The sequence below is a fragment of the Nocardioides sp. genome (genome assembly GCF_016462705.1).
In the GTDB taxonomy this organism is placed as follows: Bacteria; Actinomycetota; Actinomycetes; order Propionibacteriales; family Nocardioidaceae; genus Nocardioides.
The window spans coordinates 1-13,637 of record NZ_JAEMSS010000117.1 but is presented as its reverse complement, the minus strand read 5'-3'; the positions used below and the strand labels follow the sequence as shown (position 1 = coordinate 13,637).

At 71.5% G+C, this 13,637-nt stretch carries 17 protein-coding genes; 16 read left to right on the top strand and 1 reads right to left on the bottom strand.

Features of this window, described 5'->3' with window-relative positions:
- The 16 genes from JHD21_RS14770 to JHD21_RS14695 form a co-directional block, all read left to right on the top strand.
- Positions 1-677, top strand: a 677-nt coding sequence (locus tag JHD21_RS14770; protein WP_292676739.1) for a flagellar hook-length control protein FliK, incomplete at its 5' end; no start/stop codon positions are given.
- Between the two features lie 9 nt (positions 678-686).
- Complete coding sequence (locus JHD21_RS14765) at positions 687-1,160, top strand: flagellar hook capping FlgD N-terminal domain-containing protein (protein WP_292676737.1); 474 nt, start codon at positions 687-689, stop codon at positions 1,158-1,160.
- Positions 1,161-1,195: 35 nt separating this feature from the next.
- Entirely contained in the window at positions 1,196-2,050 is an 855-nt protein-coding gene (locus JHD21_RS14760) for a flagellar hook-basal body complex protein (RefSeq protein ID WP_292676734.1), read from the top strand.
- Positions 2,051-2,228: 178 nt separating this feature from the next.
- Positions 2,229-2,537: a flagellar FlbD family protein gene (locus tag JHD21_RS14755; protein WP_292676732.1), complete on the top strand. Its 309-nt coding sequence runs from the start codon at positions 2,229-2,231 to the stop codon at positions 2,535-2,537.
- Positions 2,537-3,307 (top strand): MotA/TolQ/ExbB proton channel family protein, encoded by a 771-nt coding sequence (locus JHD21_RS14750; protein ID WP_292676730.1) that lies wholly within the window; start codon positions 2,537-2,539, stop codon positions 3,305-3,307. The genes JHD21_RS14755 and JHD21_RS14750 overlap by 1 nt, the downstream gene beginning before the upstream one ends.
- 1 nt (position 3,308) lies before the next feature.
- Entirely contained in the window at positions 3,309-4,307 is a 999-nt protein-coding gene (locus tag JHD21_RS14745; RefSeq protein WP_292676728.1) for a flagellar motor protein MotB, read from the top strand.
- Positions 4,304-4,741 (top strand): flagellar basal body-associated FliL family protein, encoded by a 438-nt coding sequence (locus tag JHD21_RS14740; protein ID WP_292676726.1) that lies wholly within the window; start codon positions 4,304-4,306, stop codon positions 4,739-4,741. Before JHD21_RS14745 ends, JHD21_RS14740 begins: the two co-directional genes overlap by 4 nt.
- Positions 4,742-4,942: 201 nt before the next feature.
- Positions 4,943-5,824, top strand: coding sequence for a flagellar motor switch protein FliM (locus tag JHD21_RS14735; RefSeq protein ID WP_292676724.1), 882 nt, complete (start codon positions 4,943-4,945; stop codon positions 5,822-5,824).
- Positions 5,821-6,654 carry a flagellar motor switch protein FliN gene (fliN, locus tag JHD21_RS14730; RefSeq protein ID WP_292676722.1) on the top strand — a complete coding sequence of 278 codons (834 nt, stop codon included), beginning with the start codon at positions 5,821-5,823 and terminating at the stop codon, positions 6,652-6,654. Before JHD21_RS14735 ends, fliN begins: the two co-directional genes overlap by 4 nt.
- A gap of 4 nt (positions 6,655-6,658) precedes the next feature.
- Positions 6,659-7,183 (top strand): flagellar biosynthetic protein FliO, encoded by a 525-nt coding sequence (locus tag JHD21_RS14725; RefSeq protein WP_292676719.1) that lies wholly within the window; start codon positions 6,659-6,661, stop codon positions 7,181-7,183.
- Positions 7,180-8,133: a flagellar type III secretion system pore protein FliP gene (gene fliP / locus JHD21_RS14720; RefSeq protein ID WP_292676717.1), complete on the top strand. Its 954-nt coding sequence runs from the start codon at positions 7,180-7,182 to the stop codon at positions 8,131-8,133. The genes JHD21_RS14725 and fliP overlap by 4 nt, the downstream gene beginning before the upstream one ends.
- Before the next feature lie 6 nt (positions 8,134-8,139).
- Entirely contained in the window at positions 8,140-8,409 is a 270-nt protein-coding gene (gene fliQ / locus JHD21_RS14715; protein WP_292676716.1) for a flagellar biosynthesis protein FliQ, read from the top strand.
- A 1-nt stretch (position 8,410) separates the two neighbouring features.
- Positions 8,411-9,184, top strand: a complete 774-nt coding sequence (locus tag JHD21_RS14710; protein ID WP_292676715.1) for a flagellar biosynthetic protein FliR — start codon at positions 8,411-8,413, stop codon at positions 9,182-9,184.
- Positions 9,181-10,398, top strand: a complete 1,218-nt coding sequence (locus JHD21_RS14705) for an EscU/YscU/HrcU family type III secretion system export apparatus switch protein (protein ID WP_292676713.1) — start codon at positions 9,181-9,183, stop codon at positions 10,396-10,398. The genes JHD21_RS14710 and JHD21_RS14705 overlap by 4 nt, the downstream gene beginning before the upstream one ends.
- A 78-nt stretch (positions 10,399-10,476) precedes the next feature.
- Entirely contained in the window at positions 10,477-12,540 is a 2,064-nt protein-coding gene (locus JHD21_RS14700; protein ID WP_292676711.1) for a flagellar biosynthesis protein FlhA, read from the top strand.
- Complete coding sequence (locus JHD21_RS14695) at positions 12,537-12,788, top strand: hypothetical protein (RefSeq protein ID WP_292676709.1); 252 nt, start codon at positions 12,537-12,539, stop codon at positions 12,786-12,788. The genes JHD21_RS14700 and JHD21_RS14695 overlap by 4 nt, the downstream gene beginning before the upstream one ends.
- Here the strand turns inward: JHD21_RS14695 and JHD21_RS14690 are convergent.
- A partial coding sequence (locus tag JHD21_RS14690) for a HAMP domain-containing sensor histidine kinase (protein WP_292676707.1) occupies positions 12,744-13,637 on the bottom strand: 894 nt, incomplete at its 5' end. The genes JHD21_RS14695 and JHD21_RS14690 overlap by 45 nt on opposite strands.

Sequence of the window (13,637 nt, the reverse complement as noted above, 5' to 3'; positions counted from 1 at the left end):
CCACCGGCACCACCACCGGCACCACCACCGGCACCCCCACCGACACGGCGCCCGACCCGGCGACGGGCACGGCCCCGGCGGAGCAGCCGCCGCAGGACCCGGTGGCAGGACCGGTTCCGTCGGGACCGGCGGCCCCCGTCCCGTCCTCCGGGCCGGTCGCGACAGGCAGCACCACCGCCCAGGCGACGCCCTCGGCCGTGACCCAGCAGGTCTTCGACCGGATCGAGCGACTCGTCGTCGCCGGTGACGGCACGCACCGCATCTCCCTCCGGCTGGACCCCGGCACCCTCGGCGAGGTCCGGCTGATGCTGACCGTGCGCGCGGGACGGGTGTCGGTGCGGATCGCGGCCGACGACGAGGCCCGCCGGGCCCTGGTCCACGGCGCACCCGAGCTCCAGCGGCTCCTGGAGTCGCAGGGTGCCGGCGACGTCCGGGTCAACGTCAGGTCGCTCACCGCGGCACCGCAGCCCGGACCGCCGTCCTGGCTCACCCACGATCTCCCCGGGTCCCCCATGGGCTCGGCGGACACCGGTTCCGGGACCGGCCACCAAGGCACAGCCGCATGGACGCGCGATGCCGCCACCGCCACGGACGGCCACAGGGGCCGGGTCGTCGACCCGGGTCCCGTCCAACCCAGTAGGTCAGCACCGCCCGTCGGTGTCGACGTACGCATGTGAGGAGGCACCGTGCCCATCGGTGCGATCGAGGGGGCGCCCGCCCCCAGCGGCACGCCCCAGCCCGTCCAGGCCACGACCGGCGCCGCCGGCAACGGCCTGAGCACCACCGCGACCGCCAGCTCTGACGACAAGGACATGTTCCTGCAGCTGCTCGTGGCGCAGATGAAGTACCAGGACCCGATGAACCCGACCGACTCCGCAGACTTCCTCTCGCAGTCGGCCCAGTTCACCTCCCTGGAGAAGATGCAGCTCGTCGCCGAGCAGACCGCGATGCTGCTGGGGGCCCAGATGGCCTTCGGAGCGAGCAGCCTGGTCGGCCGCAGCGTCAGCTACACGCTCGAGGACGGCACCGAGGGCACGGGCACCGTGCACGGCGTGTCCTTCGGCGACGAAGGTCCCGTCCTCGACGTCGACGGCGTCGAGGTGCCCATCGCGAACGTGCTCGCCGTGACCGATCCCCAGGCGGCCGCGACCGCTTCCTGACCCACCACACCCACCCCACCGAAAAGAGGAACCCCATGCTTCGCTCACTCTTCGCCGGCATCAGCGGCATGCGCGCCAACCAGGTCACCCTGGACGTCGCGGGCAACAACATCGCCAACGCCAACACCATCGGCTACAAGTCGTCGTCGACGATCTTCCAGGACACTCTGTCCCAGATGCTGACCGGCGCCTCCAGCGCCAACGACACCCGGGGCGGCCGCAACCCGATCCAGGTCGGCCTGGGCGTGCAGCTCGCCGCCACCGCACTCAACGTCGGCCAGGGGTCGGCCCAGGCGACCGGACGGGCGACCGACGTGATGATCTCCGGCGACGGCATGTTCGTCACCGAGGCCGAGGGCGAGCGGCTCTACACGCGCGCCGGCGCGTTCACCTTCGACGACACCGGTGTCCTGGTCACGCCCAGCGGGGCCCGGGTCCAGGGCTACCTGGTCGACGCGACGGGCGCGGCAACCGGCGGCCTGGTCGACATGTCCCTGGACTCCGCCAACGCGACGCCCGCCGTGCCGGCGGGCGTGGAGCTGAAGTCCTACGGCATCGGCCCCGACGGGATGATCACCGGTGTCTACGACGACGGCGTCACCAGGTCCCTGGGCAAGCTGGCGCTCGCCGACTTCCCCAACCCGATGGGCCTCGAGCGGGTCGGCGAGACGTCCTTCCGGGAGTCGCAGAGCTCCGGTGACGCCCAGTTCGACGTCCCGGGTGCCGGACGCCGCGGCACGCTGATGGTGGGCTCGCTCGAGATGTCGAACGTCGACCTGGCCACCGAGTTCACCAACCTGATCCTGGCCCAGCGCGGGTTCCAGGCGAGCTCGCGGGTGATCACCACCTCCGACTCGGTGCTCGAGGACCTGGTGAACATCAAGCGCTGACCCACCTCAGCCCGGCGCGGCCCTCGGGGGGCCTGTCTCTCCGAGGGCCGCACCGTTCCTGCGGCACTGGTCCAGCACACCGGTGTGCACTGCTCAGGTCCGGCACGCCGCTGCCGAAAGGTGAAGAGACCAGCCACGGACGGCTGGTCGCGGCAACACACCAAGGATGGTGACACGCATGATCAGGCTGACGCGTCTCTCGGGCTCCCCGTTCGTCTTGAACTCGGACCTCATCGAGCGCATCGACACGACTCCCGACACGGTCATCACCCTGGCGGACGGGACCAACTACGTGGCCGCCGAGTCCGCTGACGAGATCATCGCGGCGGTGCGCATGCACCGCGCCGAGATCATCGCGCTCAGCGAGAAGCTGGGCGCCCACGTCTACGTCGTCGGTCCGGCGGCCGCGGACCGGCACAGCCTGGCCAGCGTCACCGAGCTGTCCGCGGTGCCCGGTGGGTCCGAGCAGCAGGGGCTCGACCGCTGATGGACAAGGGAACCGCGATCGGGGTCGGCGGCGGCATGGTGGTGATCGTCACCGCCAACGTCCTGGAGGGCGGCAACCCGGCGGCTCTGCTCCTCCCGGCACCTCTGCTGCTCGTCTTCGGCACCACCATCCTCGTGTCCGTGGCCGGGGGCACCATGGCGGACGCGAAGGCGTCGGCCAAGGCCTTGAAGCGCGCGTTCCTGGGCTCCGTGGAGCCCGCCGGCGAGGTCGTGCCCACCGTGGTCCGCCTGGCCGACCGGGCCCGTCGCGAAGGCCTGCTCGCCCTGGAGGACGCCATGAAGGACGTTGACGACGAGTTCCTCGTCAAGGGCGTCACCCTCGCGATCGACGGGACCGACCCGGACGAGGTGCGCGACATCCTCGAGGGCGAGGTCATCGCGAAGAGCAAGTCGGACAAGCGGGCGGCCAAGTTCTTCACCGACTGCGGCGCCTACGCGCCCACGATCGGCATCATCGGCACCGTGATGGGCCTGGTGCACGTCCTCGAGAACCTCGCCCAGCCCGAGGAGCTCGGCCAACTGATCGCCGCCGCGTTCATCGCCACCCTGTGGGGCGTCCTGTCGGCCAACGTGATGTGGCTGCCCATCGGCAGCAAGCTGAAGCGGCTGAGCGAGATCGAGATCTCGAGGATGGAGATCATCATCGAGGGCGTGGCCGCCATCCAGTCCGGGGCGAACCCGCGGGTCGTGCAGCACCGGCTCTCCTCCCTTCTTCCCGCGGAGCAGCGGGCCGTCGCCGAGGCGGCCTGACGTGACCGGCTCGAGCTCGAAGCGCCGCCGCCACCACGAGGAGGAGGAGCACGAGAACCACGAACGCTGGCTGGTCACCTATGCCGACATGGTGACGCTGCTGATGGTCCTGTTCATCGTCATGTTCGCCATGAGCCAGGTCGACGAGAAGAAGTTCATGGCCCTCAAGAGCGGGCTCGCGGCAGGCTTCGCCAACTCGGCGTCGGTGCTCCCGGGCTCGACCACGCTGCTCGAGCAGCAGGGCGTGGAGCCGCTCACCCCGGTGGCCCCGGACCAGCGGCTGGAGAATCTCACCAAGCTGACCTCGGACCAGATCGACCCGGAGAGCGACACCGCCGCCGTCGAGCGCGAGCTGCGGGCCATGGCGGAGTCCCAGCGGCTCCGCAAGGCCGAGGCGCAGGTGCTCAAGGCCCTGGCCGAGAAGGGCCTCGCCGGCGACGTCCGGACGACCATCGACGAGCGCGGGCTGGTCATCAGCCTGATCTCGCAGCACGTCGTCTTCCAGGCCGACTCCGCCGTGCTGAGCCCCCGCGGCGAGGCCGTCGTGGACGCGCTCGCGCCGGCGTTGCTGGCGCTGCCCGAGGACCTCCAGATCAGCGGCCACACCAACCAGGTCGCGGTCCAGCCCGCCAACTTCGCGACCGACTGGGACCTGTCGGCAGCGCGGGCGGTCACCGTCCTGCGTCGTCTCAACGAGCTGCTGGGGGTGCCCACCCAGCGCCTGAGCCTCGCGGCCTACGGCCACACCCAGCCCCTCATGGACCCGGACACCGCCGGCTCCCAACGGGTCAACAAGCGTGTGGACATCGTGGTGCTCGCCGGCTCGCACCAGGAGGAGTCCGGCGCGGGCGACGCGGCGCCGGCCGACTCCGGAACCCACAGCGACACCGGCACCGACGTCGCTGCCGAGCACGCCACCCAGGACCGGGACGGCGACGGGTCGGACACGCCGGCCGCCGCCGCGGGCCTGCTCGCCGAGCAGAACGGAGCACAGCCATGAGCGCGACCGCGACCGCCCCCACGCGCGACACCGAGGACGGGGCCGCAGAGGAACCGGGCGGGAAGAAGAAGCTCCTCGTCGTCGTGCTGCTCCTCGCCCTCGTGGGCGGGGCCGGCTACTGGTTCTTCCTCAAGCCGGGCGACCCCGCACCCAAGCCCGGCGAGGTCGTGGCTCTCGACCCCATCCAGGTCAACCTGGCCGACGGCCACTACCTCAGCGTCGGGATCGCCCTCCAGCTGGCCGAGGGGGCCCACGAGGCGGACGGGAGCAAGGCGCTGGACGCGGTCATCAGCCTCTACAGCGGCCGGGAGATCGAGGAGCTCGCCAAGCCGAAGACCCGCAGCGAGCTCAAGGACGAGCTCAAGCACGAGCTCGCCGAGCTGTACCACGAGGAGGTGATGGACGTCTATCTGACCCAGTTCGTCACACAGTGACCCTCGGGCGCCGGACCGCACCGGTCCCGCCCTGACGAGACGCCCGGGTGAGGCTGCCGCCACACCCGGGGCGACGCGTTCCGCATTTCCCTCAGGAAGCCCGCCGACGGGCCGATGTGGCGTCGTGTGAGCGCCTTGCCGTCGAGCACTGGCACCCGGATCGGGCGGCCAAGCGGTCGGTCGCGCCGTCGTGGCACCGACGTGCCGGTCGACTACGACTTCCGTCGGCCGATCCAGCTGTCCCGCGAGCACCAGCGGGTGCTGACCGTCGCCCTCGACGGGTTCGCCCGGCAGGCCACGACCATCTTCACCTCGACCCTGCGCACGATCTGCCAGGTCACGGTGCAGTCCATCGACCAGCGCAGCTACGCCGAGTACGTCGAGTCGCTGGACCAGATGACGTACCTGACGAGCTTCTCCACCGAGCCGATGCCCGGCCAGGGCGTGCTGGAGCTGCCCCTCCCCGTCGTGATGTCCTCCCTGGACCACATGCTGGGCGGGCCCGGATCCACCGACCAGCCCCGGCGGGCGCTCAGCGACATCGAGGAGACCGTCATCGGTGGCCTCGTGTCCCGGCTGCTCGAGGGACTGCGCTACTCCCTGTCCGAGCTCGTGACCATCGAACCGGTCATCACCGACGTCGAGTACAGCCCGCAGTTCGCCCAGGTGGCCGGCAGCGGCGACGTGATGGTGGTCGTCGCGCTCGAGACGAAGACCGACAAGCTCACGCACCGGATCACCGTGTGCCTGCCCTTCAACGGCCTGCTGCCGCACCTGAACGTCGCGGTGGCGCCGGCACCGGTGTCCAACCGCGAGCGCACCCAGCGCGCCCAGGCGGCGCAGCTCATGGACCAGCAGTTCCGGGAGGTCCCGGTCGACGTCACCGTCCGCCTGCGCGAGACGCGGCTGGACCCCGGCGCCATCGCGGGCCTGCGACCCGGAGACGTACTGCGCCTCGGGCACCCGGCGTCGGCCCCGCTCGACATCACGGTCGACGGGACCGTGTTCGCCCACGCGAGCGCCGGGACCCGCGGCACCCGGCTCGCCGCCCTGATCGTCGCGACCCCCCAGGAGAACAAGTGACCAACGCTGCCGACCCGACCACCGGACGCAACCCGGACGACGTGGCGCTCGCCGCCGCCGAGGCCGCGGCCGCCGTCCTCCCGGCTGCCGAGATCCTCAGCGCCGGCGGCGTGCAGCCGGGAACCGAGCAGGTCGCCGACCTGTTCGCGAGCGGAGTCGTCGCCGACCTGACGGGCGGCGTGGCCGGTCCCGTCGCGCTCCTGGTCGCCGCCGACCTCGTGCAGGCGATCGCCGCCAGCCCGGTCGAGGGACTCGAGCTGGCGGCCGCGGTCCAGCCGGCCCTGGACGCGGCGGCACAATCCCTCGGGGGGGCCGCCAACGTCGGCAGGACGCTCGAGCCCGCCGAGGTCATCGCCCTCTTCACCGCCGGGTTCACCGTGGTGCCGCTCATCGGCGAGACGATCGCGGGGGCCCTGCTCGTGTCGGACACGACCCTGACGGGGGCGCCTGCTCCGGTCCCGCCCGCCTTCGAGGCGGCGTACGGGGTCGTCGGCGGGGCGTCGCTTCCCCCGGAGCCGGTCGCCACCCCCGGCGCCACCGTCACGGCGACGGGTCCGGTCGGCCTGCCCGCCGTCGGCGCCTCGCGTGGCATCGAGATGCTGCACGGCGTCGACATGGAGGTGACCGTCGAGCTCGGGCGGGCCCGGATGACCGTCCGCGAGCTCCTGGCGCTGACCCCGGGGAACGTCCTCGAGCTCGACCGCGCCGCCGGGAGCCCGGCGGACCTGCTGGTCAACGGCCGGCTCATCGCACGGGGTGAGGTCGTCGTCGTCGGCGAGGACTTCGGCCTGCGGATCACCGAGATCCTCGGCGAGAGCGCGGCGAGCTGAGCCGATGGTCGAGCTGACCATACGTGTCATCTTCTCCCTGGCGGTGGTGCTGGGCCTGCTGATGCTGTGCGCCCGGGTCGCCGGCCGCCGCTTCCAGGGACGCGGCGACGCACTCGTCCAAGTGGTGCACCGACAGGCGCTCGGGCGACACGCCTCGGTCAGCGTGGTCAACGTCAGCGGCAGGTTCCTGGTCCTGGGCACCACGGAGCAGGAGGTGCGCCTGCTCACGGAGCTGGACCCGGAGCTGCTGGAGGGCGACGCCGTGGCCCTCGAGGAGACCGACACCGTCCTCACGCTCGTGCCCGAGGACCGCAGCTCGGGGATCGACCTGTTCCCACTGGCGGAGCCGCGCCGCGAGACGACCGTGGAGGCCGTGGCCCAGCCCGGCCGGCACGCGGCGCCCCGGCGGGTGGTCCGGGCGTCGGCGGGCGCTCCCTCGGGGGGTCGCGCCGACGCGCTCGGCGGCTCGGTGCTGTCGCCACGCACGTGGCAGCAGGCCTGGGGCGCCGTCACCGGTCAGGGCACGTGACCGCCCGGCTGCGCCGGCTGCTCGGCGTGGGAGCCGTGCTGACGTTCGCCTGGGTCGGGCTCGGCACCGGCCCTGCCCACGCGGCACCCGTGGAGGGCACCGCGGCGCCTGCCCTGGGCGTCGCCGCCCTCGCGGCCCCCACCGCGACCGGGTCGACCGGGGGGGCCGTCGGCCTCAGCGACCTCGGCGGGAGCGAGGAGGACGGCGACACCGCTGCGGAGGACGAGGGCGGCGACGGACCCGCGGGGCCGGCGGGCCCGACGGGTCCCTCCGGCAGTGACGGTGCGGACTCGGTGAACGTCAACATCGACGGCCTGACCGACAAGCCCAGCACGTCGGTGACCTTGATCCTCCTGCTGACCCTGATCTCGCTGCTCCCGGCGATCCTCCTCACCTGCACCAGCTTCACGAAGGTCCTGGTGGTGCTGAGCCTGACCCGCAACGCCCTGGGGCTCCAGCAGACACCCCCCAACCAGGTGCTCGCCGGGCTCGCGCTGTTCCTGAGCCTGTTCATCATGTCGCCGGTGCTCAGCGACATCTACCACGACGGGGTCAAGCCCTACCTGGACGGCGAGGCGACCTCGGCGCAGGCCTACGAGGACGGGATCGAGCCGCTGCGGGCGTTCATGCTCGAGAACGCCGACGACGACGAGATCGAGCTGCTGTCCAACGTCGCCGACCGGGACCTGCCGCAGAGCCGTGAGGACACCCCGACCAGCACCCTGATCCCCGCGTTCATCCTGAGCGAGCTCAAGGACGCCTTCATCATCGGCTTCATCATCTTCATCCCGTTCCTGATCGTCGACATCGTCGTCAGCGGGGCCCTGATGGCGCTCGGCATGATGATGATGCCGCCGGTGATGGTGTCGCTCCCCTTCAAGCTGCTGCTCTTCGTCCTGGTCAACGGGTGGGGTCTCATCATCACCGCCCTCGTCGGAAGCTACGGGTGAGGCGTCATGAGCGACACCACCATCATCGAGATCGCGACGCAGGCCATGATCGTGGCCCTCAAGCTGTCGGCCCCCTTGCTCGTGACCGCGCTGTGCATCGGTTTCGTCATCTCCTTGTTCCAGTCCATGACGCAGATCCAGGAGTTCACGCTGGCCTTCGTGCCGAAGGTCGTCGGCGTCGGCGTCGCCCTGCTCATCTGCGGCAACTGGATGCTGCACACGATGGTCACCTACACCGAGACCCTCTGGTCCCAGATCCCCGACCTGCTGGGCTGACGTGACCGTCTCGTTCGCCGGCGAGCCCGCGCTCGCCTTCCTCCTCGCCTCGATCCGGATCGTGGCGTGGATCGCGGTCGTCCCGCCGTTCTCCTCCCGAGGTGTGCCACCGATGGTGAAGGTGGTGCTGAGCCTCGGCCTCGCCTTCGCGGCGGCCCCCTCCGTGGACGAAGCGCTGATCGCCACCGACACCTGGAGCCTGGTGAGCACTGCCGCTGTCCAGGTCGCGATCGGCGTCACGATGGGGTTCGTGACCTCGCTGCTGTTCGGGGCGGTGGCCGCCGCCGGCAGCCTGGTCGACGTCTTCGGCGGGTTCTCGCTCGCCCAGGGCTTCGACCCGCTCAGCATGAACGGCAGCACGGTCTTCGGCACGCTGCACCAGATGCTGGCCACGGCGCTGCTGTTCGTCAGCGGCGGCTACCTGCTGGTCTTCGGTGGGCTGCTCAAGACCTTCAGCGTGCTGCCGGTCGGCGTCACACCCGAGATCGGCGGGGCGAGGGAGGTGCTCACGACCGCGTTCGTCATGTTCTTCGTCACCGCGGTGCAGATCGCGCTCCCACTCGTCGTCGTGCTGTTCGTCGCCGACCTGGGCCTCGCGCTGCTCACCAAGGTGGCGCCGCAGCTGAACGCGCTGAGCGTGATGTTCCCCGCCAAGATCGGCCTCACCCTGCTGCTCGTGGGGATGTCCTTCCACCTCCTTCCCGACGTGCTGCGCAACGTGGTGGACCTGGCGCTCGAGGCGATGTCGTCGCTGGCGGGCGGAGCGACCGGGTGACCGGCGAGAAGACCGAGAAGGCCACCCCGAAGAAGCGGAAGGAGTCCCGCAAGGAGGGCCAGGTCGCGCGCACCCCCGAGCTCGGCTCCTGGCTCGCGCTGCTGTTGTTCGCGATGGCCGCCCCCCGCCTGGTGCAGCACGAGGCCACAGCGCTGCAGGCACTGTTCGAGGACACGCTGACCACGATCCAGGACCCGTCGGTCCACGAGGGCTACCGGCTGCTGCGTGAGGGCGGCGGGCACGCCTTCGTCACGCTCGTGCTGCTCGGCGCCATGGTCATGGTGGTGGGAGTGGCCTCCGCCGTGGCCCAGGGAGGGTTCTTCCTGGCCACGAAGCTGGCCAAGCCCAGCGCGAAGAAGCTGAACCTGCTCACCGGCGTCAAGAGGGTGCTCGGCCCCCAGATGCTCTGGGAGGGTGCCAAGACCCTGGTCAAGAGCGCGGCGGTGGCCCTCGTGGTCTGGTTCGCGCTGCGCGCCATGCTGCCGGTCATCGGAGCTCCGGCCCGCCAGGAGGACCTGCTCGCCCTGACCGCCGGGCACGCCGTCGGGCTGCTGCGCACCGTGGCGCTGGCGGGGCTGGTCATGGCGGCTCTCGACTACCTCTGGCAGCGTCGGCGGGTCGGCAAGCAGACCAAGATGTCGAAGGACGACATCCGAGACGAGCACAAGCAGGCCGAGGGCGACCCCTTGGTGAAGAGCGCCATCCGGGCGCGGCAGCTGGCGGTCGCGCGGAACCGGATGATCGCCGACGTCCCCACCGCCGACGTCGTCCTGGTCAACCCGACCCACGTCGCGGTGGCGCTGCGCTACGACCAGGACCGGGGAGCGCCACTCGTGGTGGCCCGCGGAGCCGGGGTCGTCGCGGCCCGGATCAGGGAGGTCGCGTCGGAGGCCTCGGTCCCGCTGGTCCGGGACGTCCCGCTGGCCCGCGCGCTCTACGGCTCGACCGAGGTGGGCCGGGAGATCCCCGCGGAGCTGTTCGCCGCGGTAGCCCAGGTGCTCGCGTTCGTGATCAGCCGGCGCAGCCGCGGCCACCGGGGCGGGGAGCACCGGAGCCCCCGGCCGGACGGAGAGCTGGTCACCCCCGGGCGGTCCGGTCGGCGTCGGCGCGCGCTCGGGGCGCGTCGAGCCGCGACGTCCGAGAGCGAGCTCCCGCCGCCCCAGCCGGGACGACGGCGCGCGGAACTCTCAGGTCCGGCGCTCGCCGGTCGATAGGTCGTCACAGAACTGTTCCGGAGCCAGGACGGCGCCGGTCAACCGCCAGGACGGCGCCGGTCCCTCCGAAGAGGTCGTGTGTCCGAGTCGTCGTCCCTCAAGCGCCTGGCCCAGCTCGCCGTCCCTCTCGGCATCGTCGGCGTCGTGGTCATGCTGGTCATCCCGCTCCCGCCGGTCGTGCTCGACCTGCTGATCGCCGCCAACATCACCGGCGCCCTGCTGATCCTGCTCGTCGCGATGTTCGTGACCCGTCCGCTCGACTTCGCCGCCTTCCCGGCGGTCCTGCTCGTCATGACCCTGTTCCGGCTGGCGCTCAACGTCAGCGCCACCCGGCTGGTGCTCCTGGACGGCTACGCCGGCAAGGTGATCGACACCTTCGGCCACTTCGTGGTCGGCGGGTCGCTGATCGTGGGACTGGTGGTGTTCGCGATCCTGCTGGTGATCCAGTTCATCGTCATCACCAACGGTGCCGGCCGGGTCGCCGAGGTCGGGGCCCGCTTCACGCTCGACGCGATGCCCGGGAAGCAGATGGCGATCGACGCCGACCTCAACTCGGGTCTCATCGACGAGGACCAGGCCCGGGTGCGCCGGGCCGAGGTGCACGCCGAGGCCGACTTCTACGGCGCGATGGACGGGGCGTCGAAGTTCGTGAAGGGCGACGCGATCGCGGCGATCGTCATCACCCTGGTCAACCTCCTGGGCGGCTTCGCGGTGGGGATGGCCCAGAAGGGGATGTCGGCCGGCGACGCCGTGTCGACGTACAGCCTGCTGACCGTCGGCGACGGCCTGGTCTCCCAGATCCCGGCGCTGCTGCTCTCGGTGGCCACCGGCCTGGTCGTGACGCGCAGCGTCAGCCAGGACGACATGGGCTCGGACATCGTGCGCCAGCTGACCGCCCACCAGCTGCCGCTGCGGATGGCCGGCTTCGCCGCCCTCGCGCTGTGCCTGATCCCGGGCCTGCCCAAGATCCCGTTCCTCCTCACCGGCGGCGCCCTCCTGCTGATCTCCTCCAGGGTCAAGGACCAGGAGCCCGCGACCACGGACGCGCTGCCCCACACGGTCGCGGAGTCCGTGCCTGACACGCCGGAGCTCCTGGCGTCGGAGATCCAGGTCGACCCCCTCGGGCTGGAGCTGTCCGTCGACATCGTGGACCTGGTCCATTCGGGCACGGGTGGTGACCTGCTGGAGCGGGTGCAGGCCCTGCGCCGGAAGGTGGCCATGGAGATCGGGGTCCTGATCCCTCCCGTGCGCACCCGCGACAACGTCGAGCTGCCGGCCCGGACCTACGTCATCAAGCTCTTCGGGGTGGAGGTCGCCAGGGGTGAGGCACCCCCCGGCACCGCGCTGGCGATCGGGGACTACCTCGGGTCCCTGCCCGGAGAGCCGACGACCGAACCGGTGTTCGGTCTCCAGGCGAAGTGGATCCCGGCGGAGCTCAGCAAGCAGGCGGAGCTCAGCGGAGCCACCGTCGTCGACCGCACGGCGGCGATCACCACCCACCTCGCCGACGTGGTGGGCACCTACGCCTCGCGGCTGCTCGGCCGCGAGGAGGTCCGGCTGCTCACCGACGTCGTCAAGCGCAACCACCCCGTCGTCGTCGAGGAGCTGACGCCCAGCCTGCTCAGCCTGGGCCAGGTCCAGCAGGTGCTCCAGGCGCTGCTGGAGGAGGGTGTCTCCATCCGCGACCTGGTGCGCATCTACGAGGCGCTCTCGTTGCGAGCCGCCACGACCAAGGACCACGACTCGCTGGTCCAGGCCGCCCGGGCGGCGCTCGGTCCGGGCATCGTGGCGCCGTACGTCCACGACGGCGTGGTCCACGTCATGACCTTCGAGCCCCGCCTCGAGCAGCGGATGCTCGAAGCCATGCGGCCCAGCGAGGAGGGCCCCGTGCTGGTGCTCGACCCGATCCTCGCCCAACGGGTGATCGGCACCGTGGCCCATCTCCTGATCGAGGCCGAGAACCGGAACGTGCGCCCGGTGCTCGCCTGTGCGCCGCAGATCCGCCTCGCGGTCCGACACATGGTCCGGCCCGGCATCGAGCGGCTGCCCGTCCTGTCCTACCAGGAGCTGTCGGGCAGCGCCCAGGTGCGCTCGGTGGGGATCATCAGCTCCGAGCCGGTCGCGGAGATGAGCCCCGCATGAGGCTGGCGTCCGGCACCGTCCTGGGGGGCGCGGCGGCGATCTCCTCCCCGGCGCTGTGGGCGAGCCTGCACGGCGAGCTCCCGGTCGACATCGCCCTGACCAGGTACCTGGTCTCGGTGATCATCGTCTGGGCGGCGTTGTCCACCCTCGTCGCGATGGTGGGTGACGCCCCACGCCCCGCCGTCCAGGAGGTCCGGCCGACGTCACCGCCCGAGGACGAGCCCCACGGGGACGAACCCCTGGTCTGACAGCGGCAGGGCCACCCGCACCGCCGTGCCCCGGCCCGGCGCGCTGTCGACGGCGATCGTGCCGGAGTGGGCGTCCACGATGGCCTTGACGATGGACAGCCCGAGCCCGGCCCCGTTGGCGCCCCGTCCGACGGCTCCCGGCGCCCGGTACATCCGGTCGAACATCCTGGACCGCTCCGACTCGTTCATCCCGATACCGGTGTCGGTCACGGCGAGCAGCGCATGAGCGCCGTCGGAGGCCACGCGGACGCGGACCCGGCCGCCGGGCGGCGTGAACTTGCACGCGTTGACGACCAGGTTGTCCAGGACCCTCGCCAGCCGGTCGGGGTCGCCCCGCACGAGCACGGGCTGGTCCCCGTCGGGCCCGGGCTCGAGGCCCAGGTCCAGGCCGGCCGCGCGCATGAAGACGGCGTGGTCCTCGACGGCCGCGCGGGCCAGCGGGACGAGGTCGACGGGCTCGAACCTCATCCGCGCCAGGTCCTCCTCGACGAAGGACACGGTGAGCAGGTCGTCGACCAGTCGCAGCTCGCGATGCGCGTTGCGCACGATGACGTCCACGAGCTGACGCGCTCGAGGTCCGAGCTCGTCCTCGTCCAGCTCACCCAGGAGCTCGAGGTAGCCGATGACCGACGTGAGGGGCGTCCGGAGCTCGTGGGAGATGTTCGCGATCAGCTCGTCGCGCAGCCGATCGGCCTCCTGCTCGAGCTGGATCCGGGCGCTGATGTCGCGCAGGAAGGCGATGACGTGGCCGTCGTCCCCGTCCAGGGGCACCAGCGACACCTCGACCGGCACGGAGTGCCCACTGCGGTGCCGCAGGAAGGTGGCCGGGGCGGTTCGCAGGGGGGAGGG

Excerpts from the sequence above, each read along its gene's own strand:
- JHD21_RS14760 (WP_292676734.1), top strand. The coding sequence starts at position 1,196 with ATGCTTCGCTCACTCTTCGCCGGCATCAGCGGCATGCGCGCCAACCAG.
- JHD21_RS14755 (WP_292676732.1), top strand. The coding sequence starts at position 2,229 with ATGATCAGGCTGACGCGTCTCTCGGGCTCCCCGTTCGTCTTGAACTCG.
- JHD21_RS14750 (WP_292676730.1), top strand. The coding sequence starts at position 2,537 with ATGGACAAGGGAACCGCGATCGGGGTCGGCGGCGGCATGGTGGTGATC.
- JHD21_RS14740 (WP_292676726.1), top strand. The coding sequence starts at position 4,304 with ATGAGCGCGACCGCGACCGCCCCCACGCGCGACACCGAGGACGGGGCC.
- JHD21_RS14725 (WP_292676719.1), top strand. The coding sequence starts at position 6,659 with ATGGTCGAGCTGACCATACGTGTCATCTTCTCCCTGGCGGTGGTGCTG.
- fliQ (WP_292676716.1), top strand. The coding sequence starts at position 8,140 with ATGAGCGACACCACCATCATCGAGATCGCGACGCAGGCCATGATCGTG.
- JHD21_RS14695 (WP_292676709.1), top strand. The coding sequence starts at position 12,537 with ATGAGGCTGGCGTCCGGCACCGTCCTGGGGGGCGCGGCGGCGATCTCC.